29 protein-coding genes and 3 pseudogenes are annotated in these 21,598 nt (G+C 67.3%); 27 read left to right on the top strand and 5 right to left on the bottom strand.

Annotation, left to right across the window (positions count from 1 at the left end; all coding sequences use genetic code 11):
* Window positions 1–16 precede the first annotated feature (16 nt).
* The 14 genes and pseudogenes from rpsJ to BMG07_RS32570 all read left to right on the top strand — a co-directional run bounded on the left by rpsJ (window position 17) and on the right by BMG07_RS32570 (window position 8,492).
* On the top strand, window positions 17–331 hold the full coding sequence (gene rpsJ, locus BMG07_RS32505) for a 30S ribosomal protein S10 (RefSeq protein ID WP_007838118.1): 315 nt from the start codon (window positions 17–19) through the stop codon (window positions 329–331).
* 249 nt (window positions 332–580) lie between these two features.
* Window positions 581–2,101, top strand: a complete 1,521-nt coding sequence (locus BMG07_RS32510; protein ID WP_269759617.1) for a hypothetical protein — start codon at window positions 581–583, stop codon at window positions 2,099–2,101.
* 11 nt (window positions 2,102–2,112) lie between these two features.
* Window positions 2,113–2,634, top strand: coding sequence for a hypothetical protein (locus BMG07_RS32515; RefSeq protein WP_198087962.1), 522 nt, complete (start codon window positions 2,113–2,115; stop codon window positions 2,632–2,634).
* A gap of 236 nt (window positions 2,635–2,870) precedes the next feature.
* Window positions 2,871–3,551, top strand: coding sequence for a 50S ribosomal protein L3 (gene rplC / locus BMG07_RS32520; RefSeq protein ID WP_056589466.1), 681 nt, complete (start codon window positions 2,871–2,873; stop codon window positions 3,549–3,551).
* Window positions 3,551–4,171 carry a 50S ribosomal protein L4 gene (gene rplD, locus BMG07_RS32525; protein WP_093218836.1) on the top strand — a complete coding sequence of 207 codons (621 nt, stop codon included), beginning with the start codon at window positions 3,551–3,553 and terminating at the stop codon, window positions 4,169–4,171. Before rplC ends, rplD begins: the two co-directional genes overlap by 1 nt.
* Entirely contained in the window at window positions 4,168–4,503 is a 336-nt protein-coding gene (rplW, locus tag BMG07_RS32530) for a 50S ribosomal protein L23 (RefSeq protein ID WP_007838129.1), read from the top strand. Before rplD ends, rplW begins: the two co-directional genes overlap by 4 nt.
* Before the next feature lie 2 nt (window positions 4,504–4,505).
* Window positions 4,506–5,327, top strand: a pseudogene (gene rplB, locus BMG07_RS32535) (50S ribosomal protein L2).
* Window positions 5,328–5,337: 10 nt separating this feature from the next.
* Window positions 5,338–5,616, top strand: coding sequence for a 30S ribosomal protein S19 (gene rpsS, locus BMG07_RS32540; protein WP_007838132.1), 279 nt, complete (start codon window positions 5,338–5,340; stop codon window positions 5,614–5,616).
* 9 nt (window positions 5,617–5,625) lie between these two features.
* Window positions 5,626–5,958 carry a 50S ribosomal protein L22 gene (rplV, locus tag BMG07_RS32545; protein ID WP_007838134.1) on the top strand — a complete coding sequence of 111 codons (333 nt, stop codon included), beginning with the start codon at window positions 5,626–5,628 and terminating at the stop codon, window positions 5,956–5,958.
* Window positions 5,959–5,975: 17 nt separating this feature from the next.
* Complete coding sequence (rpsC, locus tag BMG07_RS32550) at window positions 5,976–6,890, top strand: 30S ribosomal protein S3 (protein ID WP_093057771.1); 915 nt, start codon at window positions 5,976–5,978, stop codon at window positions 6,888–6,890.
* A 52-nt stretch (window positions 6,891–6,942) separates the two neighbouring features.
* Entirely contained in the window at window positions 6,943–7,359 is a 417-nt protein-coding gene (gene rplP, locus BMG07_RS32555; RefSeq protein ID WP_021012789.1) for a 50S ribosomal protein L16, read from the top strand.
* Window positions 7,360–7,414: 55 nt separating this feature from the next.
* Window positions 7,415–7,624 carry a 50S ribosomal protein L29 gene (gene rpmC / locus BMG07_RS32560; protein ID WP_041946241.1) on the top strand — a complete coding sequence of 70 codons (210 nt, stop codon included), beginning with the start codon at window positions 7,415–7,417 and terminating at the stop codon, window positions 7,622–7,624.
* 9 nt (window positions 7,625–7,633) lie between these two features.
* Window positions 7,634–7,903: a 30S ribosomal protein S17 gene (gene rpsQ, locus BMG07_RS32565; protein WP_015867662.1), complete on the top strand. Its 270-nt coding sequence runs from the start codon at window positions 7,634–7,636 to the stop codon at window positions 7,901–7,903.
* Between the two features lie 82 nt (window positions 7,904–7,985).
* On the top strand, window positions 7,986–8,492 hold the full coding sequence (locus tag BMG07_RS32570) for a peroxiredoxin (protein ID WP_198087963.1): 507 nt from the start codon (window positions 7,986–7,988) through the stop codon (window positions 8,490–8,492).
* A 9-nt stretch (window positions 8,493–8,501) separates the two neighbouring features.
* Here BMG07_RS32570 and BMG07_RS32575 read toward each other — a convergent pair whose 3' ends face one another.
* Both BMG07_RS32575 and BMG07_RS32580 read right to left on the bottom strand, forming a co-directional pair.
* Window positions 8,502–9,089 (bottom strand): GNAT family N-acetyltransferase, encoded by a 588-nt coding sequence (locus BMG07_RS32575; protein ID WP_198087964.1) that lies wholly within the window; start codon window positions 9,087–9,089, stop codon window positions 8,502–8,504.
* Window positions 9,086–9,798: pseudogene (locus BMG07_RS32580) on the bottom strand (cytochrome b/b6 domain-containing protein). Before BMG07_RS32580 ends, BMG07_RS32575 begins: the two are co-directional and overlap by 4 nt.
* Window positions 9,799–9,957: 159 nt before the next feature.
* On the opposite strand from BMG07_RS32580, the gene BMG07_RS32585 reads away from it, so the two are divergent.
* On the top strand, window positions 9,958–10,404 hold the full coding sequence (locus BMG07_RS32585) for a cytochrome c (RefSeq protein ID WP_198087965.1): 447 nt from the start codon (window positions 9,958–9,960) through the stop codon (window positions 10,402–10,404).
* Window positions 10,405–10,479: 75 nt separating this feature from the next.
* On the opposite strand, the gene BMG07_RS32590 is transcribed toward BMG07_RS32585, so the two are convergent.
* Window positions 10,480–10,977, bottom strand: a complete 498-nt coding sequence (locus BMG07_RS32590; RefSeq protein WP_198087966.1) for a TlpA disulfide reductase family protein — start codon at window positions 10,975–10,977, stop codon at window positions 10,480–10,482.
* Window positions 10,978–11,203: 226 nt separating this feature from the next.
* Between BMG07_RS32590 and BMG07_RS32595 the strand changes: the two genes are divergently transcribed.
* The 12 genes and pseudogenes from BMG07_RS32595 to BMG07_RS32650 all read left to right on the top strand — a co-directional run bounded on the left by BMG07_RS32595 (window position 11,204) and on the right by BMG07_RS32650 (window position 20,245).
* The gene (locus tag BMG07_RS32595; protein WP_269759618.1) at window positions 11,204–11,647 is read left to right on the top strand and encodes a hypothetical protein; all 444 of its coding nucleotides are present in this window, start codon (window positions 11,204–11,206) and stop codon (window positions 11,645–11,647) included.
* Window positions 11,648–11,746: 99 nt separating this feature from the next.
* Window positions 11,747–12,202 (top strand): PTS sugar transporter subunit IIA, encoded by a 456-nt coding sequence (locus BMG07_RS32600; protein ID WP_198087967.1) that lies wholly within the window; start codon window positions 11,747–11,749, stop codon window positions 12,200–12,202.
* Window positions 12,171–12,440, top strand: a complete 270-nt coding sequence (locus BMG07_RS32605; protein ID WP_081266134.1) for an HPr family phosphocarrier protein — start codon at window positions 12,171–12,173, stop codon at window positions 12,438–12,440. Before BMG07_RS32600 ends, BMG07_RS32605 begins: the two co-directional genes overlap by 32 nt.
* Window positions 12,441–12,450: 10 nt before the next feature.
* A pseudogene (ptsP, locus tag BMG07_RS32610) lies at window positions 12,451–14,261 on the top strand (phosphoenolpyruvate--protein phosphotransferase).
* Between the two features lie 7 nt (window positions 14,262–14,268).
* On the top strand, window positions 14,269–14,982 hold the full coding sequence (locus tag BMG07_RS32615) for a YoaK family protein (protein WP_198087968.1): 714 nt from the start codon (window positions 14,269–14,271) through the stop codon (window positions 14,980–14,982).
* A gap of 106 nt (window positions 14,983–15,088) precedes the next feature.
* Complete coding sequence (locus BMG07_RS32620) at window positions 15,089–15,466, top strand: DUF4148 domain-containing protein (RefSeq protein ID WP_198087969.1); 378 nt, start codon at window positions 15,089–15,091, stop codon at window positions 15,464–15,466.
* A 137-nt stretch (window positions 15,467–15,603) separates the two neighbouring features.
* Window positions 15,604–16,068 (top strand): Spy/CpxP family protein refolding chaperone, encoded by a 465-nt coding sequence (locus tag BMG07_RS32625; RefSeq protein WP_198087970.1) that lies wholly within the window; start codon window positions 15,604–15,606, stop codon window positions 16,066–16,068.
* Between the two features lie 94 nt (window positions 16,069–16,162).
* On the top strand, window positions 16,163–16,561 hold the full coding sequence (locus BMG07_RS32630) for a DUF4260 domain-containing protein (RefSeq protein ID WP_307867167.1): 399 nt from the start codon (window positions 16,163–16,165) through the stop codon (window positions 16,559–16,561).
* Between the two features lie 20 nt (window positions 16,562–16,581).
* Window positions 16,582–16,941, top strand: a complete 360-nt coding sequence (locus tag BMG07_RS32635) for a hypothetical protein (RefSeq protein ID WP_198087972.1) — start codon at window positions 16,582–16,584, stop codon at window positions 16,939–16,941.
* A gap of 50 nt (window positions 16,942–16,991) precedes the next feature.
* Window positions 16,992–17,684 carry a response regulator transcription factor gene (locus BMG07_RS32640; RefSeq protein WP_198087973.1) on the top strand — a complete coding sequence of 231 codons (693 nt, stop codon included), beginning with the start codon at window positions 16,992–16,994 and terminating at the stop codon, window positions 17,682–17,684.
* Window positions 17,685–17,710: 26 nt separating this feature from the next.
* Complete coding sequence (locus BMG07_RS32645) at window positions 17,711–19,090, top strand: HAMP domain-containing sensor histidine kinase (protein ID WP_198087977.1); 1,380 nt, start codon at window positions 17,711–17,713, stop codon at window positions 19,088–19,090.
* 111 nt (window positions 19,091–19,201) lie between these two features.
* Window positions 19,202–20,245, top strand: coding sequence for an NADP-dependent oxidoreductase (locus BMG07_RS32650; protein WP_198087974.1), 1,044 nt, complete (start codon window positions 19,202–19,204; stop codon window positions 20,243–20,245).
* Between the two features lie 18 nt (window positions 20,246–20,263).
* On the opposite strand, the gene BMG07_RS32655 is transcribed toward BMG07_RS32650, so the two are convergent.
* Window positions 20,264–20,581, bottom strand: coding sequence for a hypothetical protein (locus BMG07_RS32655; protein ID WP_198087975.1), 318 nt, complete (start codon window positions 20,579–20,581; stop codon window positions 20,264–20,266).
* A gap of 83 nt (window positions 20,582–20,664) precedes the next feature.
* Window positions 20,665–21,513, bottom strand: coding sequence for a DMT family transporter (locus tag BMG07_RS32660; RefSeq protein ID WP_198087976.1), 849 nt, complete (start codon window positions 21,511–21,513; stop codon window positions 20,665–20,667).
* Window positions 21,514–21,598 lie beyond the last annotated feature (85 nt).

The following is a 21,598-nucleotide window of genomic DNA, read 5'->3' on the forward strand; positions in this document are numbered from 1 at the left end:
ACGCAAAGGAATCACCATGGCAACCAAGCAAAAAATCCGCATCCGCCTGAAGGCGTTCGACTACAAGCTGATCGACCAGTCGGCAGCCGAAATCGTTGACACCGCCAAGCGCACCGGCGCGATCGTCAAGGGCCCCGTGCCCCTGCCGACCCGCATGAAGCGTTTCGACATCCTGCGTTCGCCGCACGTCAACAAGACGTCGCGCGACCAGCTGGAAATCCGCACGCACCAGCGCCTGATGGACATCGTCGACCCGACCGACAAGACCGTGGACGCGCTGATGAAGCTCGACCTGCCGGCTGGCGTCGACGTCGAAATCAAGCTGCAGTAAGAAGAAACACGACACTCGTCGCGTTTTAGCAAGGCCCGCCCGCAGAAATGCCGGCGGGCTTTGTGCTTTTTTGCCCAGATATGGCATCCTCGCGCGCAGGCAACCCCGGCGCATCGACCGGAGGCTGAAACGAGGGCAGCACCAGCTATGAACTACAAGTTCTCCTTTGCGTTTGCGTCGGCATGCGTTGCCGGGGCATTGCTGGCCGGTTGTGGCGGCGGGGGCGGAGGAGGAGGCGGAGGAGGCGGGTTGCCCTTTCTGCTGCCGGGCGCCGCCGGCTCGGTCACCCTGACGGGCACGGCCACCTACGAGTCGGTGCCGAACCCGAACGGCGGCCTGGTGTATGCGTCCACGTCGCTCAAGCCGGTGCGCGGCGCGGCGCTGGAGGTGGTCGATGCCGCCTCGTCCGCGCAACTGGCGGTGGCGACCACCGACGACAGCGGCGCCTATTCGGTGACGGTTCCGGCGAACAGCACGGTCTTCGTGCGCGTCAGGGCGCAGCTGACCCGGGCCGCGCCCGGGCCGGCCTGGGACGTCAGCGTGCGCGACAACACCCAGGCGGGTGCCCTTTATTCCATGCAGACCTCGGCGTTTTCGTCGGGGACGACCGCGTCGACGCACGACCTGCGCGCCGCCACCGGCTGGGACGGCGCGAAGTACGGCGGCCCGCGCGTGGCCGCGCCATTTGCCATTCTCGACACGGTCTACACCGCGATGCAGAAGGTGCTGTCGGTCGCGCCCGCCACGTCCTTTCCTCCGCTGCGCGTGTATTGGAGTCCGAAGAACGCGCCGACGGGAGGCGCCGCGACCGCGGCGGATCTGGCGAGCGGGCAGATCGGCACCACCTTCTTCATCAACAGGAGCACGGGCCGCGAGATCTACGTGCTGGGCAAGGAAGACGCCGACACCGACGAGTTCGATGCGCCCGTGATCGCGCACGAATGGGGGCATTACTACCAGTCGTCCTTCAGCCGTGACGATTCGGCGGGCGGGGATCATTCGGGCAACGACCGCGTCGACCGGCGGCTGGCGTTCTCCGAAGGATGGGGCAACGCATGGTCGGGCATTGCGCTGGGGCGCAGCACCTACATGGATTCGAGCGGCCCCGGACAGGCCGACGGCCAGCCGCTGGACCTGACGGTAGGGCCGGCGAGCAACCCCGGCTGGTACCGCGAGACCTCGATCGAGTCCATCTTCTGGAACTTGAACCGGCAGGTCGGCTTCAAGCCGATCAACGACGCGATGACGAGTCTGCAGTTCCGCAGCGCGGCGCCGGTGACCTCGATCCACCTTTTTGCCGCGGCCTTCAATGCGGTCGCGCCGGGGAATGCGGCGGCGCTGAAGAGCCTGCTTGCCGGGCAGGGCATCACGTCCACCGACGCCTACGGTGCCGGCGAGTCGAACAACGACAGTGCCGCCGCCACGCCGGTTCCGAATGTGCTGCCGATGTACCGCCCCCTGGCCGTGGGCGTCCTGGCGAACAACATCGCCTGCATCTCCAATGTGGCCGGCACCGGCAACAAGCTGGGCAATATCTCGTACCTGAGCTTCAGCGTGCTCGCCAGCCGCGACTACACGATCCAGGTCACGAGCGGCGGGGCGCCAGGCGCTCCCGATTTCGATCTCTTCAAGGCCGGATTGGTCGCCCGCAGCGGCAACAAGGTCAGCCTGGGGGCGGGCGACTACGTTCTGGCGGTACGGGATACGGCCTTCATTCCGGATCCCAACAACCCGCCGCCCCCGAGATGTTTCTCCGTTCTCGTCCAATAGGAAGGCCCGCCATGACTATCCGCACCCCGTCGACGATAGCGCTGGCATGGCTCGCGCTCGCAACCCTGGCGACGCCGGCCCTGGCCGACGGCACGCCCGGCGTTCGCGGCGCCAGGCAGGGCGCCGCGCCCATGACCACGGCCGCGAGAAAGCCCAATGATTCTGGCGTCAAGCTGCAGTACCGGGTCGACGGCACCCCGCAGGCGGGCAAGCCGACGGCGGTCGTCCTGCAGTTCGACGGCGTCACCCACCCCGACGGCGCGACCGTGCGCCTGAGCCCGGACGCCGGGCTGACGTTGTCGGGCAGCGACACCTTCACCTTGCCGGCGGGCACCCGCTCCAGCGTCACGGTCACGGTGGTGAGCGACCGCGAGGGCCTTGCCTATCTCAATGTGTTCATCGCACAGGGCGGCGCCCGCAGCGCCATCTCGATTCCCGTGCAGACCGGCGCGGTGGCGCCTGCCGCGAAGCCGGCGAGCGAGATAAAGTCGGCCCCCGCCAGCGAAAACATCATTTCGCTGCCTGCCAAGTAGGCAAAAAAACAGGCAAAACCGGGGCCTGCACCCCCGAAAACACGGCCCTGAGCGGCCACTTGCATGCCCCGTACATCGCGGGCTATAATCGCTGGCTCTGCCCTTGTTGCGTCCGCAAGGGTGCTATGCGGGCAGAGATTTATCAACCTTCTTCCGTAGCCGGAGAAATCTGGCAAACGCTGTTGCCAATTGAAGTGGCAGTGGCGGAAGAGGATTTCCATTTTTGGAGAAAACATATGAGTCTGAGCAACTCCCTCGGGTTGCTGGGCCGCAAGGTGGGGATGATGCGTCTCTTCACCGATGACGGGGACGCAGTTCCTGTCACGGTGGTGGATGTGTCCAACAACCGTGTGACCCAGATCAAGTCCCAAGAGACCGATGGCTACGTCGCCCTGCAGGTGACGTTCGGTTCGCGCAAAGCATCGCGCGTGACCAAGCCCGAAGCCGGCCACCTCGCCAAGGCGGGTGTCGAAGCAGGCGAAATCATCCAGGAATTCCGCGTTACCGCAGATACCGCAGGTCAGCACAAGGCTGGCGGCGTGATCGCGGCAAGCAGCGTTTTCTCCGTGGGCCAGAAGGTGGACGTGCAAGGCACCTCCATCGGCAAGGGCTACGCTGGCACGATCAAGCGTCACAACATGAGCTCGCAACGCGCGTCGCACGGTAACAGCCGTTCGCACAACGTTCCCGGCTCGATCGGTATGGCACAAGACCCCGGTCGCGTGTTCCCCGGCAAGCGCATGACGGGTCACCTCGGTGACGTCACGCGCACGACGCAAAACCTCGACGTGTTCCGCATCGACGAAGCACGTCAACTGCTGCTCATCAAGGGCGCGATTCCGGGTTCGAAGGGTGGCTTCGTCACCGTGCGTCCCGCCATCAAGGCCAAGCCGCAAGCGGCTGAAGGAGCGAAGTAATGGAACTCGAACTCCTGAACGAACAAGGCCAGGCCGCGTCGAAGTACGACGCCCCCGAAACCGTGTTCGGCCGTGACTACAACGAAGACCTGGTTCACCAGATCGTCGTTGCATTCCAGGCCAACGCCCGCCAAGGCACGCGCGCCCAGAAGGACCGCGAGCAGGTCAAGCACTCGACCAAGAAGCCTTTCAAGCAAAAGGGAACGGGCCGCGCCCGTGCCGGTATGACGTCCTCGCCGCTGTGGCGCGGGGGTGGTCGTATTTTCCCGAACATGCCTGACGAAAACTTCTCGCAGAAGATCAACAAGAAGATGTACCGCGCCGGCATGGCCGCCATCTTCTCGCAGCTCGCTCGCGAAGGCCGTCTGGCCGTGGTGGATTCGCTGACCGTGGATTCGCCCAAGACGAAGCCGCTGGCAGCCCGTTTCAAGGCAATGAATCTCGAGTCCGTGCTCGTGATCGCCGAAGAAGTCGACGAAAACCTGTACCTTGCCTCGCGCAATCTGGTCAACATCCTCGTGGTCGAACCCCGTTACGCCGATCCGGTGTCGCTGGTTCACTACAAGAAGGTGCTGGTCACCAAGGGTGCCGTCGACAAGCTCAAGGAGATGTTCGCATGAGCCGCGTGAACCCTACCGCCGCTGAACGTACGTTCGAAGAAGGCCGCCTGATGGCGGTGCTGGTCGCACCGATCGTGTCCGAAAAGGCCACGATGGTCGGCGAGAAGTCGAACGCTGTCACTTTCAAGGTGCTGCAAGACGCCACCAAGCCCGAGATCAAGGCCGCTGTTGAACTGATGTTCAAGGTCGAAGTCCAGGGCGTGTCGGTGCTCAACACCAAGGGCAAGACCAAGCGCTTTGGCAAGTCCATCGGCCGCCGCGACAACGTTCGCAAGGCCTATGTGACCCTGAAGCCCGGTCAAGAGCTCAACCTCGTCGGGGAAGGCGCTTAATCATGGCCGTCATCAAGATGAAACCCACTTCGCCGGGCCAACGCGGCGCGGTGAAGATTTCGCGTGACCACCTGTTCAAGGGTGCTCCTCACGCAGCCCTGCTGGAACCCCAGTTCCAGAAGCCGGCCGTAACAACAACGGTCACATCACGATCCGTCACCGTGGCGGTGGTTCCAAGCACCACTACCGCGTTGTCGACTTCGTGCGCAACAAGGACGGCATCCCGGCCAAGGTCGAACGCATCGAATACGACCCGAACCGCACCGCCCACATCGCTCTGGTCTGCTACGCCGACGGCGAGCGCCGCTACATCATCGCCCCGCGCGGTCTGGAAGCCGGTGCAACGCTGCTGTCGGGCGCCGAAGCCCCGATCCGCGCCGGCAACACCCTGCCGATCCGCAACATCCCGGTCGGCTCGACGATCCACTGCATCGAACTGCAACCCGGCAAGCGCGCAGATCGCGCGTTCGGCCGGCACGTCGGCCACGCTGCTGGCTCGTGAAGGCGTCTACGCCCAGGTCCGCATGCGTTCGGGTGAGGTGCGTCGCATCCACATCGAATGCCGCGCAACCATCGGCGAAGTGGCCAACGAAGAGCACAGCCTGCGCCAGCTCGGCAAGGCAGGCGCCAAGCGCTGGAAGGGCATCCGCCCGACCGTGCGCGGCGTCGTGATGAACCCGGTCGACCACCCGCACGGTGGCGGCGAAGGCAAGACTGGCGAAGGCCGCCATCCTGTCGACCCATGGGGCAATCTGACCAAGGGCTATCGCACCCGTAACAACAAGCGCACGCAGGTCTTCATCGTGTCGCGTCGCAAGAAGTAAGGGATAGCCAATGACTCGCTCTCTCAAAAAGGGTCCTTTCGTCGACCACCACCTCGTGGCCAAGGCCGACAAGGCCGTGACGACCAAGGACAAGAAGCCGATCAAGACCTGGTCGCGTCGTTCGATGGTTCTGCCCGAGTTCATCGGTCTGACCATCGCCGTGCACAACGGCAAGCAACACGTGCCTGTGTACATCACCGACCAGATGGTCGGCCACAAGCTCGGCGAATTTGCGCTCACGCGCACGTTCAAGGGGCACCCCGCGGACAAAAAAGTCCAGAAGAAGTAAGGAACGACCATGTCTGAAACACGTGCAGTCCTCCGCGGTGTCCGCCTGTCGGTCGACAAGGGCCGTCTGGTCGCTGACCTGATCCGCGGCAAGAAGGTCGATCAAGCGCTCAACGTTCTGCAATTCACGCAGAAGAAGGCCGCTGTGATCATCAAGAAGGTGCTGGAGTCGGCTATCGCCAACGCCGAGCACAACGACGGCGCCGACATCGACGAGCTGAAGGTCAAGACCATCTACGTCGAGCAAGGTGCAACGCTCAAGCGCTTCACGGCGCGGGCCAAGGGTCGCGGCAATCGCATCAGCAAGCCCACGTGCCATGTGTACGTGACGGTTGGCAACTAAGAAGGCCTGGAAGAAATATGGGACAGAAAATCCACCCAACCGGGTTCCGCCTTGCGGTTACCCGTAACTGGTCCAGCCGCTGGTACGCAAGCGACCGCGATTTCGCGGGCATGCTGGCCGAAGACATCAAGGTTCGCGAATACCTGAAGAAGAAGCTGAAGAACGCTTCGGTGTCGCGCGTCATGATCGAACGTCCCGCCAAGAACGCACGCATCACGATCTACTCGGCACGTCCGGGCGTCGTGATCGGCAAGAAGGGCGAAGACATCGAGAACCTCAAGCGCGAACTGGGCAAGCAGCTCGGCGTGCCGGTTGCGGTCAACATCGAAGAAGTGCGCAAGCCTGAAATCGATGCGCAACTGATCGCCGACAGCATCACGCAGCAGCTCGAAAAGCGGATCATGTTCCGCCGCGCCATGAAGCGCGCCATGCAAAACGCCATGCGTCTGGGTGCCCTGGGCATCAAGATCATGTCGGCTGGCCGCCTGAACGGCATCGAAATCGCACGTACCGAGTGGTACCGCGAAGGCCGCGTGCCGCTGCACACCCTGCGCGCCGACATCGACTACGGCACCTCGGAAGCCAAGACCACCTACGGCGTCATCGGCGTCAAGGTCTGGGTCTACAAGGGCGACACGCTGGGTCGTAACGACCTGCCGGCCGTCGAAACGCCGCGTCCTGAAGAAGAACGCCGCCCACGTGGTCCCCGCCGTGATGGCCGCCCTGGTGGCGACCGTCCGGGCAGCGACCGTCGTGGTCCCGGCCCGCGTGCCGGTGCCCGTGGCCCGATCGGTGGCAACACCGCTCCGGCTGATGGCAGCGACAAGCCCGCAGAAGCAACCGGCGGTGCCGGTGCAGACTCGAAACCCGCCGTTAAGCGCGTCCGCAAAGCCGCGCCCGCTGCAGCAGCGGACGGTGCCAAGACCGAGTAATCGGTCGCTCCCGGGCACGCAAGTGCCTGGGGCCCTCACGGAGTAAGAAAACATGCTGCAACCTGCACGCAGAAAGTTCCGCAAGGAACAAAAGGGCCGCAACACCGGCATCGCAACCCGGGGTAACTCGGTTGCCTTCGGTGACTTCGGTCTCAAATGCACCGACCGCGGCCGCCTCACGGCGCGCCAGATCGAAGCCGCTCGTCGCGCGATTTCGCGTCACGTGAAGCGCGGTGGCCGTATCTGGATCCGCGTGTTCCCGGACAAGCCAATCTCTACCAAACCCGCTGAAGTGCGGATGGGTAACGGTAAGGGCAACCCCGAGTACTACGTCGCTGAAATTCAGCCTGGCAAGATCGTGTTCGAGATCGTCGGTGTCCCCGAAGAACTCGCCCGCGAAGCGTTCCGCCTGGCCGCCGCCAAGCTTCCGCTGCGTACGACCTTCGTCGCTCGCCAGCTCGGCGCCTGAGAGGAGAACACCCATGGCAACCCGTAAGAAAAAAGAAACCGCGGCTCCGGCCAAGGTGACCAAGGCTGCAACCCTGCGCACGAAGGACGTCGCAGCGCTGCAAACCGAAGTCAAGGAACTGCAAAAGGCCCATTTCGGTCTGCGCATGCAGAAAGCCACGCAACAGCTGTCGAACACCTCGACGCTGCGCGTGACGCGTCGCGACATCGCGCGCGCCAAGACCATTCTTGCTCAGAAGCAGCAAGAAACCCAAGCCGCCAAGTAAGGAGTGAACATGACGGAAGCTAAAAAATCCCTCAAGCGCACCTTGATCGGCAAGGTGGTCAGCGACAAGCGTGCCAAGACCGTGACCGTGCTGGTCGAGCGCCGTGTGAAGCACGAGCTCTACGGCAAGATCGTGGCCAAGACGAGCAAGTACCACGCCCATGACGAAAAGGGCGAGTACAAGCTGGGCGACACCATCGAGATCACGGAAAGCCGTCCGATCTCGAAGACCAAGAACTGGGTCGTGACCCGTCTGGTCGAGAAGGCCGTCCTGGTCTGATCAATCATTGGAGCCCCTCGGGGCAACCAATCCGGAAACGGCCCACAATGTGGGCCGTTTTTCTTTTTCTGGAGCACATCAAATGATCAAAGTCGGCGACACCCTTCCTTCGGCCACCCTGCAGGAATATTCCGAGGTCGAAGGCGAAGGCTGCAGCATCGGCCCGAACGCGGTCGACGTGACCAAGGCTTCGGCCGGCAAGACCATTGCGCTGTTCGCGCTGCCGGGCGCCTTCACGCCCACCTGCTCGGCCAAGCACGTGCCGGGCTACGTGCAGCACTTCGACGACTTCAAGGCCGCCGGCGTCGACGAAATCTGGTGCGTGAGCGTGAACGACGCCTTCGTGATGGGCGCCTGGGCGCGTGACCAGAAGACCGGCGCCAAGGTGCGCATGCTGGCCGACGGCAGCGCCGACTTCGCCAAGGCCACCGGCCTCACGCTCGACCTGACCGGCCGCGGCATGGGCCTGCGCAGCAACCGGTATTCGATGCTCGTGAAGGACGGCAAGGTCGCGACGCTGAACGTCGAAGGCCCGGGCAAGTTCGAAGTGAGCGACGCCGACACGCTGCTGGCGCAAGCCCGCGGCTGATCGGTCAGGCTAGAGATCCACTTTCAGGTAGTGGGCCCCGGCGACGGGGTTGTGATAGTAGGGCGGCACCTCCGCGAAGCCCAGGTCTTCGTAGAGGGCCCGCGCCGACTCCATGTCGTCGAGGGTGTCCAGCAGCACGCAGCCGTAGCCCGCGCTGCGCGCGGCATCGAGAATCGCCTCGGCCAGCTGACGGCCCAGGCCCAGCCCGCGAAAGCCGGGGCGCACGTACAGGCGCTTCATTTCGGCCGCGTTGGCGTAGTCCGCGTTATCCAGCGGGCGCAGCGCGCAGCAGCCCGCCACATGCGCCAGAGAGCCGTCGGCGCGCTGGAGCGTCGGCGCCTGGCGGCCCGTGTCTTCCTTCACATTGACCGGGTCGACCAGCGCGAGCAGCAGCGTGCCGCGCGGCTCGGCGTATTCACCCGGCAGCGTGGCGAGTTCGCCTTCGAAATCCTGAAACTCCAGATCGATGCCGAGCGAGTTCGCGTAGTCGCGAAAGATCGCGCGCGCGGCGTCGAACTCGTGCGCGTCTTCGGGCGTGAGCAACACGACGTCCGGCATGGCCGACAGCGGCAGGGGGCGTGAGACGGAAAAGCTCATACGCGCAACGACGAAATCCAGAAGGCCACGCCCGCGCACAGCGCGAACACCACCAGTGCAATCCCGCGCGACGCCGCGTCGTCACGGCTCGGCGCGACGTTGCCGCCGCCATTGGCGGCGATCAGCTTGTCGCCCGTCACCATCGGGCGCACCAGCCGGTGCCGCTTGACCAGCACGTAGAACAGCACCGCCAGCACATGCAGGCTCACGAGCGCGATCACGATCCACTTGCCCTGCGCCTTGTGCCAGCCGGTGGCCAGGCTGACCACGTTGCCCGAGACAAAGCGCGTGAGCGGCCCGGAGGCCGAGATTTCGTCGTCCGCCATCAGCCCGGTCGTGACCTGCAGCACCAGGATGGCCAGCACCGCGAACACCGACAGGGCGCCCAGCGGCGTGTGGCCGATCAGGTGGTTCGGGTGCGCGCGCCCGCGCAGGTAGGCGAGCACGGAGCCGGGCCCGTAGAAGAAAGCCGCGAAGCGCGACCAGCGCCCGCCCGCGAAGCCCCAGACCAGCCGGAACAGCAGCAGTGCGAGCACCGTGTAGCCCAGGCGGAAGTGCCATTCCATGACGCCGCTCAGGCCCGTGCCGATCAGGCCGAGCACGGCAACGGCCAGCGCCCAGTGGAAAAGGCGCGTCGCAGGTCCCAGACCCGGGTGGGGGCTGCGGGGCCGGAGGCTGCCCGAAGGGCGGCCACGGAGGAGTCGGTCATCGAAGAAAAGGCGCGGGGCGCGATGCTGCGGAAGGCGCAGATTAGCAAAGTCCGGGCCCTCGTCGGCTTCGGGTTGTTGCTATGCGCCCGACACGGGCCGCCCCTACACTCGCCCGCAGCGCCGCGTTCGACGGCGTTTTCCCCACACGAGGACCCACGATGACCCGACTAGCTTCGCTTGCCCTTGCAGCCGCCTGCGCTGCGATCTCCCTGCCCGCCGCGGCCCAGTTCGCCAAGCCCGAAGACGCCATCAAGTACCGCGAAAGCGCGTTGTTCGTGATGAGCCAGCACTTCGGTCGCCTGGGCGCCATGGCCAACGGCCGCGCACCCTACGATGCCGCCGCAGCCGCCGCCAACGCCGAAGTGGTCGCCGACATGGCGAAGCTGCCCTGGGCGGCTTTCGGTCCCGGCACCGAGGGCGGCAAGGCCAAGCCCGACATCTGGAAAGAAGACGCCAAGTTCAAGGAGCGCCAGGAAAAGCTGATCGCCGAGACCGGCAAGCTGCTGGTGGCCGCCAAGGCGGGCAACATCGACGCCCTCAAGGCCCAGTTCGGCCCGACCGCCGCGAGCTGCAAGGCCTGCCACGACAGCTTCCGCAACCAGTAAGCCGACGAAAAGGCTTCGGCGGAAAAACAAAAGGCGCTCCACGGGGAGCGCCTTCTTGCTTGGGGAGCCGGAAGCTCAGGCTTCGGCGAGCAGCTTCTCGATCAGCTTGTGCAGCTCGGCGAAATCGGGTTCGCCCACATAGCGCTTCACGATCTCGCCGCGCTTGTTGACCAGGTAGGTGGTTGGCGTGAGCTTCACGTCGCCCCAGGCCTGCGCCACGCTGCCGGTGTTGTCGATCGCCACCTTGAACGGCAGCTTGCGCGTTTCGGCGAAGTTGACGACATAGCTCGGCGGGTCGTAGCTCATGGCCACGGCCAGCGTGTCGTAGCCCTGGGCCTTGTACTTGTCGTAGGTGGCGATGACCTTGGGCATCTCGCCCACGCAGGTCACGCAGCTGGTGGCCCAGAAGTTGACCAGCGTGACCTTGCCCTTCAGGTCGGCGGTGCTCTTTTGCGTGCCGTCGAGCAGCACGAAGGTCGAAGCCGGGGCGGCGGTGGCGCCGGAGCCGAGGTACACCCCCACGCCGGTGGCCAATGCAATGACGACGGCAGCAGCAGCGATGTATTTTTTCATGGCAGCGAAGAGACAAGGGCGGCGCGATTTTAGTTCCGCGCGCGGATCGTGCTGGCGACGCCCCGGCGACCCGTGGCGGCCCCCGACGGCTCGATAATCGCTCCCCCATGCCGTCGTCCGCCCCTTCCTCCTGGCCCGCGCTGGCCGCGGCAGCCCTGCTGCTGGCCGCCTGCAGCCCCACCTTCAACTGGCGCGAGGTGCCGATCGCCGACGCGGCCTGATCGCGATGCTGCCCTGCAAGCCCGACCGCGCGAACCGGGCCCTGCCGCTGGGCGCCGAATCGGTGCAGGTCGACATGACCGGCTGCGAGGCCGGCGGCGCCACCTTTGCCATCGCGCACGCCTCGGCCAACGGCCCGGCGCAGGCCGAGACCTGGCTCAACGCCTGGCGCAGCGCCACGCGCGGCCAGCTTGGCGAGGCGCAGGTGGCCGAAACCCCCGCCGGCGTGCAGCGCGCCACGGCCACGCCCCCGCCCTTGCGGCTGGACGCCCAGCCGCCAAGCCAGGGCGGCGCCCCCGTGCAGGTGCTCTGGTTCGCCCAGTCGCAAAAGACGGCACCGTGGCGCTCTACCAGGCCACCGTGCTGGGCAAGCCCTCGGCCGCCGACGCATCGCAGACTTTCTTCGAGGGCCTGCGCCTGCCGTGAACGGCGGCTGCTATTGTTTTCATAGCCGCCGCGGACTGTCTCTTTTTGGGGCCTGCCGCGTTGTGTCACATATCTACTTACCCTGGGCGCCCCCGCATAATCGAAGCGTCGTCCTTTGTCCCGCATGAACAGCATTCTCATCATCGCCCACTCACCGTTCGCACATGCGCTGCGGCAGTGCGCGCTGCATGTGTTTCCCGACTGCGAGCAGGCCATCGTCGCGCTCGACGTGTTGCCCAACGTGTCGCCCGAAGAAACGCTGGCCGCCGCGCGCATCACGCTCGCGCAGCAGCTCCATGCCCCGCGTTCGCAGGTGCTGGTGCTGGCCGACGTGTTCGGCGCCACGCCCTGCAACGTCGCGCAGAAGCTGGTGGACGGCGTCCGGTCGCGGCTGGTGGCGGGGGTCAATCTCCCGATGCTGCTGCGCGCCGTCACCTACCGGCACGAACCGCTCGAGACACTGGTGCAGCGGGCCCTCGCGGGCGGCACCGCGGGTGTCATGCAGGTGGCGGTGGCCGCTCCCCAGAACCAGGCGAAAAGAAAGCACAGTGATCAAGAAATCCGTGACCATCAGCAATAAGCTGGGCCTGCATGCGCGCGCATCGGCCAAGCTCACCAAGCTCGCAGGCAGCTTTCCCTGCGAGGTGTGGCTCTCGCGCGGCGACCGCCGCATCAATGCCAAGAGCATCATGGGCGTCATGATGCTGGCCGCCGGGCTCGGCTCCACCGTCGAACTCGAGACCAACGGCCCCCAGGAAGAAGAAGCGATGAACGCCATCGTCCACCTCATGGACGACAAGTTCGGCGAAGGCGAATAAGGACCCTCCCATGACCTTCGCAGTCCACGGCCTCCCTGTTGCCCGTGGCATTGCCATCGGGCGCGCGGTGCTGGTGGTGTCCAGCCGCATCGACGTGGCCCACTACTTCATCAAGCCCGAGGAAATCGATTCCGAAATCGACCGCGTGCGCACCGCGCGCAACGCGGTGGCCGACGAGCTCATCAAGCTGCAGGCCAACGTCGCGCTGATGGGCCCCAACGACGCGCCGCACGAGCTGTCGGCGCTGCTCGAGGTGCACCAGATGCTGCTGCAGGACGAGGCCCTGAGCGGCGGCGTCAAGCACTGGATCAGCGAGCGGCTCTACAACGCCGAATGGGCGCTGACCACGCAGCTGGAAATCATCGCGCGCCAGTTCGACGAGATGGAGGACGAGTACCTGCGCGAGCGCAAGGCCGACCTCGAGCAGGTGGTCGAGCGCCTGCTGCACCGCATGAAGGGCACCGCCGCCGTTCTCGCGCCGAGCCCGCCGCGCCGCAAGCGCGCCGCCGCGCCGGTGGACGACAACGACGACCACGACGACCCCACCGCGGGCGACGGCATCGACGTGCCGCTGGTGCTCATCGCGCACGACCTCTCGCCGGCCGACATGCTGCAGTTCAAGAAGAGCGTGTTCGCGGGCTTCGTGACCGACGTGGGCGGACGCACCTCGCACACCGCCATCGTGGCGCGCAGCATGGACATTCCGGCCATCGTCGGCGCGCGCACCGCGAGCCAGCTGGTGCGCCAGGACGACTGGGTCATCATCGACGGCGACGCCGGCGTGATGATCATCGACCCCTCGCCGATCATCCTGGCCGAGTACGGCTTCAAGCAGCGCCAGGGCGACCTCGAGCGCGGCCGCCTTGCGCGCCTGCGCCACAAGCCGGCCGTCACGCTCGACGGCCAGCGCGTCGAGCTGCTCGCCAACATCGAGATGCCCGAGGACACCGTGGGCGCCGTCAAGGCCGGCGCGGTGGGCGTGGGGCTGTTTCGCAGCGAATTCCTTTTCATGGGCCGCGAGTCGTCGCGCGCCAGACGCGCCTGCCCGACGAAGAAGAGCAGTACCAGGCCTACAAGCGCGCGGTCGAGGGCATGCAGGGCATGCCCGTGACCATCCGCACCATCGACGTGGGCGCCGACAAGCCGCTGGACAGCAAGTCGGCCAACAAGCAGGAGCACCTGAACCCCGCGCTGGGCCTGCGCGCCATTCGCTGGAGCCTGGCCGACCCGGCCATGTTCCTCACGCAGCTGCGCGCCATCCTGCGGGCGGCGGCGCACGGCGAAATCCACCTGCTCATTCCGATGCTCGCGCACGCCAGCGAGATCCGCCAGACCCTGTCGCTGATCGACTTCGCGCGTTCCGAGCTCGACAGCCGCGGCGCGGTGCACGGCACGGTCAAGCTCGGCGCCATGATCGAGATCCCGGCCGCCGCGCTCACGCTGCGCATCTTCCTGAAGCACTTCGACTTCCTGTCGATCGGCACCAACGACCTGATCCAGTACACGCTGGCCATCGACCGCGCCGACGAGTCGGTGGCGCACCTGTACGACCCCGCGCACCCCGCCGTGCTCAAGCTCGTGGCCGACACCATCGCCGAGTGCCGCAGGCAGGGCAAGGGCGTGTCGGTGTGCGGTGAAATGGCGGGCGACGTGGCGTTCACGCGGCTGCTGCTGGGCCTGGGCCTGCGCAGCTTCTCGATGCATCCGTCGCGCATCCTCGCGGTCAAGCAGGAGGTGCTGCGCGCCGACACCAGCAAGCTCGAGGCGTGGGCCCAGGGCGTGCTCGATTCCGACGACCCGGCCGCGGCGCTCGCGGGCTGAGTTCCGCATGGCCTCCGCTTCGCCCGTCGCACCTTCGGCCACCGCCGACGCGCCGGTCGAGAGCCCCGGCCACGGCATGCTGCTGGCCTTCACCGGCGGCTTCGTCGACACGCTCGGCTTCGTCGCGCTGTTCGGGCTCTTCACCGCGCACGTCACCGGCAACTTCGTGCTGATCGGCGCGGCCATGGCGGGCGACGGCCATGCGGGCGTGCTCGGCAAGCTGCTCGCGCTGCCGACCTTCGTGGTCGGCGTGGCCGCCACGCGCATGTTCCAGCTGCGGCGCGAGCGGCACGGGCGCGACACCGCCGCGCCGCTCGTCCTGATCCAGCTCGCGGGCCTCGTGGCCTTCATGCTCGCGGGCGTGGGGGTGGGGCCGTTCGCGCACGGCGGCGGCATGTCGGCCATCGGCGTGGGCCTCATGGGCGTGCTGGCCATGTCGGTGCAGAACACCGCCTCGCGCAGCGTGTTCGCACGGCTCACGCCCAGCACGGTGATGACCGGCAACGTCACGCAGCTCGTGATGGACCTCGTGGACATCGCCACGCGCGCGCCCGGCATCGCCATGGCCCGCACCCGCGTGCGCAAGGCCTGGCCGCCGGTGGCCGCGTTCGCCATCGGTTCGCTGGCCGGCGGCCTGGGCTATGCGCATGTGGGCTTCTGGGCGCTGCTCGCCCCGTGCCTGGCCCTGGCGGGGCTGCTCTATTTACTGCGAAAGCAATAGCGCCGCAATAAAACGAAACACGCCGAAACTGCGGCGAAAGGACTTGCGACGGCCCCGCAAGCACCATCAGGTCTCCTCTTCCATCCCTGAAAGAAAGACCTGCATCATGAAGCTGACTCTCTCGCTGACCCAGATCGTCGCCATCGGTTCGTTCGCCATGCTCGCGGCGGCCGGTGCCAAGGCCGAAAGCTACCAGGGCGTGCAGCCCGCCGTGTCGGCCAAGAGCCGCGCCGAAGTCAACGCCGAAGCCGTTCGCACCGCTTCGGCACCCAACCAGAACGTGGTGCGCGGCTCGCGCGGCGCCGAGACCATGGCCGCATCGACCGACCGCGCCAGCGTTGTCGCCGAAGCCGTGCGCACCGCCGCCGCCCCCGACCAGAACGTGTCGTCGGGCTCGCGCGTGAACAGCAAGGTCATCTCGACGATGCAGAACCCCGTCGACGCGCGCGCCTCGGCGGCCAACGCCAAGAGCAGCCGGCTGTAAGCAGGCCGGGCCTTTTCCTTTTTCTTCTTCGGCCCGCTGCAATCAAACGAAACACGCCGATACCGCGGCGAGAGGACTTGGCCCGGTGCGCATCGCACCATGGAGCTTCCTCCTCAACAACCACACAAGGACCTCCCATGAAGCACTGGATCAAACGCACTCTCTTCGGTTTCGCTGGCGCAGCGATGGTGGCCGGCAGCATCGCCGGCTGTGCCGGCCAACGGCACGGCTGGGGCGGCGACAGCGCCGACTTCCGCGCCAAGATGGTCGAGCGCGTGGGCAGCAAGCTCGAGCTCGACGCCAACCAGAAACAGAAGCTCACCGTGCTCGCAGAGAAGCTGCAGGCGCAGCGTGAAGCGATGCGCGGCGCCGGCGGCTCGGGCGACCCGCGCTCGCAGTTCAAGGCGCTGTTCGCGGGCAACAAGCTCGACCAGGCTGGCGCCACCCGCCTCGTCGAAGAGAAGACCACGGCGGTGCGCAACGGCAGCCCCGAGATCATCGCGGCCGCCGCCGACTTCTACGACAACCTGAATGCCGCGCAGCAGCAGAAGGTGCGCGACTTCATGGAACGCGGCGGCCGCCGCTGGAGCCATCGTGGATAGGCTTCACTCACCCCCAGGCTTCGCGCACTTCGTGTCGCTTCGCCTTCCCCCTCTCCGGGGGCGACACCCGCGGCCCGGCGAAGCCGGTTCCGCGGTGTTTCGCGAACAGGCAACGGCGGCCGCGGGTGGCGTGCGCGCGCTGCTGCGCCTCGAAGGCGCCGTCGTGTTGGGTGTGGCGCTGGCCGCGTATGCCCAGTTCGGCGCGGGCTGGGGCGTGTTCGCGCTCTGGCTGCTGGCGCCCGACCTTTCGATGCTGGGCTACCTCGCGGGGCCGCGCGTGGGGGCGGCGCTCTACAACGCCGCGCACTCGTATGTCGGGCCGGTGCTGCTGCTGGCGCTCGGCGTGCTCGCGGCCATGCCGTGGGCGGTGGCCGGTGGCTTGATCTGGTTCGCCCACGTCGGTCTCGACCGCGCGCTCGGCTACGGGCTCAAGTACGCGGCGGGCTTCGGCCTCACGCACCTCGGCCGCATCGGCCGCGCCGACCCGTGGTGAGCGCCACTGCCGCCCCGACCATGCGCGCGCGGACCGCGCGCGCATGGATGCTGACCGAGGCGCTCACGCTGGGCATCGCGTCGACGGTGCACGCCGGCTACCTCCTGCCGGGCCACGCGCACACGCCGGCGCGCATCGCCGAAGCGGTGATCGCAACCGTGCTGGTGCTGGCCTCGGTCGAGACCTGGCTGCGTCCCGCGCACGCGCGCCGCGCCGCCATCGTCGGGCAGGGCTTCGCGCTGCTGGGCACGCTGGTCGGCCTGGGCACCATCGTGGCCGGCATCGGACCCGGCAGCATCGGCGACGTGGTCTACCACGCGCTGCTGCTCGTCCTCTTGATCACGGGCCTGGCCTGGGCGGTGCGATGCCGGCAAGTCTGATGGTCAGTGAAGTCATCCGCCACATGTTTGCCAGGAGGCACAATCCCGCCATGCCGCGCATCCTGCTGATCGACGACGACGAACACCTCGCCGCGCCGCTGACCACTTACTTCGCCCGCTTCGGCTGCACGCTCGAGAGTGCCGTGCGCCCGAGCGAAGGCCTGGCCAAGCTGCGCGCCGGCCAGTTCGATGCGGCCATCCTCGACGTCATGCTGCCCGAGATGGACGGCTTTGCGCTGTGCCGCGAGATCCGCAAGGAAAGCGACATCCCCATCGTGATGCTCACCGCGCGCGGCGAAGTGATGGACCGCGTGGTCGGCCTCGAACTGGGCGCCGACGACTACGTGCCCAAGCCCTTCGAGCCGCGCGAGCTGGTGGCGCGCGTGCAGACCATCCTGCGGCGCCAGCGCAGCGCGCCGCCGGCCGCGAGCAGCGCGCAGCAACGCGTGTTCGACGGCCTGTCGATCGACCTCGACCGCCGCCAGGTGCTGCGCCAAGGGGAACGCGTGGAGCTCACGGGCACCGAGTTCGAACTGCTCGCGCTGCTGGCGGCCGAGCCCGGCAAGGTGTTCAGCCGCGACGACATCCTCAACCGCCTGCGCGGCCACGAGGCCGAGCTGTACACGCGCGCGGTCGACATCGTGGTGAGCCGTCTGCGCAAGAAGCTGGAGCCGCTGGACTGCATCAAGACGCTGCGCAACGCCGGCTACGCATTGGCCGTGGCGCGCAGCGAGCCTGCATGAGCTTCAACCGCAGATTCCCCCGCGAGATGCGGCGGCGCATGCAATGCCGCGACGAAGAGTGGCGGCAGGAGTGGCACAAGCAGTGGCACGCGCGCTGGAACGAGAAGGTGCAGGGCAAGCGCCGCTGGCGCCGTTCGCTGCGCGTGCGGCTGGTGCTGATGTTCGTGCTGCTGGCCATGGTGATGGCGGTCGTGTTCATGAGCGGCATGAAGCGCGCCTTCTCCACCGGCTGGGCCGAGGCCGCGCGGCCCATGCTCACCGACTACACCGATCGCCTGGTCGCCGACATCGGCACGCCGCCCGACGTGACGCGCGCGCAGGCGCTGGTGAACCGCCTGCCCATCACCATCCGCATCGTCGGCCCCAAGGTCAACTGGGACTCCAACCCCGGCGGCGCCGACCGCCCCGGCGGCTGGATGCACGACCGCGAAGACACGTCCGGCGGCGACAAGTGGTTCATCCGCTCCACGGCCGACGGCCACCGCGTGATCTTCGGCTGGTCGCCCAAGCTCTGGGAGCTGGCGCCGCGCATCATCGGCTGGGCCACGCTGGGTGTGCTGCTGTCGTGCGTGCTGCTGGCCTATGCCTACGTGAGCCGGCTGCTGCGGCCGCTGATCGACATCCGCGAGGGCGCGCAGCGTTTCGGGCGCGGCGAGTTCACGCAGCCGATTCCCGTGCGCCGCAACGACGACCTGGGCGACCTCGCGCAGCGCATCAACACCATGGCCGACGACATCCAGGCCATGCTCGACGCCAAGCGCGGTCTGCTGCTGGCGCTGAGCCACGAGCTGCGCTCGCCGCTCACGCGGGCCCGGCTCAACGCCGAGCTGCTGCCGGCCACGCCCGACGGCCAGGCCGAGCGCGAGGCGCTGCTGCGCGACCTCAACGAAATGCGCGACCTCATCAGCGACCTGCTCGAAAGCGAGCGCCTGGCAAGCCCGCACGTGGCGCTGCAGCGCGAGCCGGTCGACCTGGCCGCGATGATCCGCGAGACCGTGGCCGAGATGCCCGGCGCGCAGGACGTGCACCTCGACCTGGCCGAAGGGCTGCCGCCGCATGCCGTCGACCGCATGCGCATCCGCCTGCTGGTGCGCAACCTGCTGGACAACGCGCTGCGCTACAGCGCCGACGCGCCCCGGCCGCCGTGCGTGTCGCTGCGCGCGGTGCTCGATGGCAAGAAACAGGGCGTCGAGATCGAGGTGCGCGACCACGGCCCCGGCGTGGCCGACGAACAGCTGGAGCGGCTGACCGAGCCCTTCTACCGTACCGACGGCGCGCGCGCGCGGGCCACCGGCGGCGTCGGGCTCGGCATGTATCTGTGCCGGCTGATCGCCGAGGCGCATGGCGGCGAGCTGATGGTGCGCAACGCCGCGCCGGGGCTGCAGATCATCGTGCGGCTGGTGTAGGCAGGGAGGGCGCGGCGCTGTCGCCTGCGCTACCAGCGCCCGCGCGGGGCGCGGCTACGATGCGCCTCCGTGCCCTCGTCAGAGCCGGTTCCCGTCATTCAAGGAGACACCATGAGCAGCCCCCTCACCAACCACCAGGTCCGCCTTGCCAAGCGCCCCGAAGGCGCCGCCACCCGCGAGAACTGGCGCTTCACCACCGAGCCGGTCGGCGAGCCGGCCGAAGGCGGCGTGCTGGTCAAGACGCTGTCGCTGTCGCTCGACCCCGCCATGCGCGGCTGGCTCAACGACGCCAAGAGCTACATCCCGCCCGTGGCCATCGACGAGGTGATGCGCGCCGGCGGCGTGGGCCGCGTGGTGGCCTCGAAGAACCCGAAGTTCGCGGTCGGCGACACGGTGTACGGCACGCTCGGCGTGCAGGAATACATCCTCATTGCGCAGGACGAGCTCAAGCGCAACGGCCTGGTGAAGATCGACCTGAACGTCGGCAGCATCACGCAGTGGCTCAACGTGCTGGGCATGCCCGGCATGACCGGCTACTTCGGCCTGATGGACGTGGGCATGCCCAAGGCCGGCGAAACGGTGGTGGTGTCCGGCGCGGCCGGCGCCGTGGGCCAGACCGTGGGCCAGCTGGCCAAGATCAAGGGCTGCCGCGTGGTCGGCATCGCCGGCGGCGCCGCCAAGTGCGACTGGGTGGTGAAGGAGCTGGGCTTCGACGCCTGCATCGACTACAAGGCCGGCGCGGGCGCGGTGCGCGAAGGCCTGAAGACGCACTGCCCGAAGGGCGTGGACATCTACTTCGACAACGTCGGCGGCGAGATCCTGGACATGGTGCTGGCGCGGCTCGCGCGCAAGGCCCGCATCATCATCTGCGGCGCCATCAGCCAGTACAACAACGCCAACAGCATGCCCGCGGCCGGCCCGAAGAACTACCTGAGCCTGCTGGTGAACCGCGCGCGCATGGAAGGCATCGTGGTGTTCGACTATGCGGACCGCTATCACATCGCCATCGCCGAGCTGGCCGGCTACCTGAAGGACGGCCGCATGAAGAGCAAGGAAGACATCGTGAAGGGCCTCGACACCTTCCCCGAGTCGCTCAACAAGCTCTTCGCGGGCGAGAACTTCGGCAAGCTGGTGCTGCAGGTCGCCGAAGGCTGACGCAGCGGCCGGGGGTTTTCAGTCGTCCTCGGGGCGCATGGGAATGTCGCCCATCGCCTCGTCGTCGCGCAGGCCGCGCGCGGCCTTCAGCAGCTCGATCGACAGGCCGTCGCCTCGGCCCGCGAAACCCTTGGCGATGCCTTCGAGCACCGTCGACAAACCGGCCTCGCCGTCGTCGCGGGCGTCCATGCTGATGTTCAGAACGCGGGCCGCCATCTGGCGGTAGGTGACGGCGCCCGCGCTTTCGAGTGCTGCGACCAGGTCGAGGTACAGCGCCAGGTTCATGTCGAACACGAGCTTGGGCGTGATCTCGAAATCCCCGTTCTTTTCGTTCATGCGTGGCTCCTTTGTTCCTGAGCCGACACTCTGCCAGAAAAAGTACGCCGCGCCGTCGGACGCCGGCGCATTCCGCGCGCGGATCAGCGCGCGCGCGTGCCCATCAGCGCGGCCGAGATGATGAGGATGGCCGCGAGCGCGATGCTCCATGTCAGCGGCCGGCCCGTCACGGCCAGCAGCAGCGCCGTCGAGGCCAGCGGCGTGATGTAGCTCAGGATGCCGATCTGCCGCGCGTCGCCGCGCTTGAGCGCCATGTCCCATAAAAAGAAAGCCGCGCCCAGCGGGCCCAGGCCGCACACGACCAGCAGCAGCCAGTCTTGCCCCGACAGCGTCGCCGGTGCTTCGAGCAGCGCATGGCAGGCCAGCGCCAGCAGGCCCGACACCAGCCCGAACAGGCCGATGGCCGAGGTCGGAAAGGCCGGCACGCGCTTCGTCCACAGCGAGTAGCTGGCCCAGATCACGGCCGAGGCCAGCGCGGGCAGAAAGCCCCAGTACTCGCCCGCGGGCCCGGCGGCTGCGGCGCCGCTCCGCGCGCCGAGGATGGCCGCCGCCGCGCCCGCGAACCCCAGCAGCGCCGCCACCACGTGCACCGGCCGCAGCGACAGGCCCGGCAACAGCACCGGCGCCAGCACCACCATCAGCAGCGGCCACAGGTAGTTGACGAGGTTGGCCTCCACCGGCGGCGCATGGCGCAGCGCGATGAAAAGCAGGAAGTGGTAGCCGAACAGCCCGTAGATGCCCAGCGCCAGCGTGCGCGGCGGCACCTTCCAGGCGGCGCGGTCGCGCAGCACCAGCGGCCAGCTCGGCACGCTGCCGATGATCAGCGCGATCCCGGTCATGAGGAACGGAGGCAGGTGCGCCAGGGCGGTGCCCAGCGTGGCGAGAGTGGCCCAGATGGCGATGGCGAGCAGGGCGTAGGCAGTGGACGGCATGGGCGCCGAGACTACGCGATCCGGCGGCCGTGCCGGCTCAGCCCAGCCGCAACAGCAACGCCGATGCCGCGCACACCAGCAGAAA

Source organism: Variovorax sp. E3 (genome assembly GCF_016082275.1).
Classification (GTDB): domain Bacteria; phylum Pseudomonadota; class Gammaproteobacteria; order Burkholderiales; family Burkholderiaceae_C; genus Variovorax.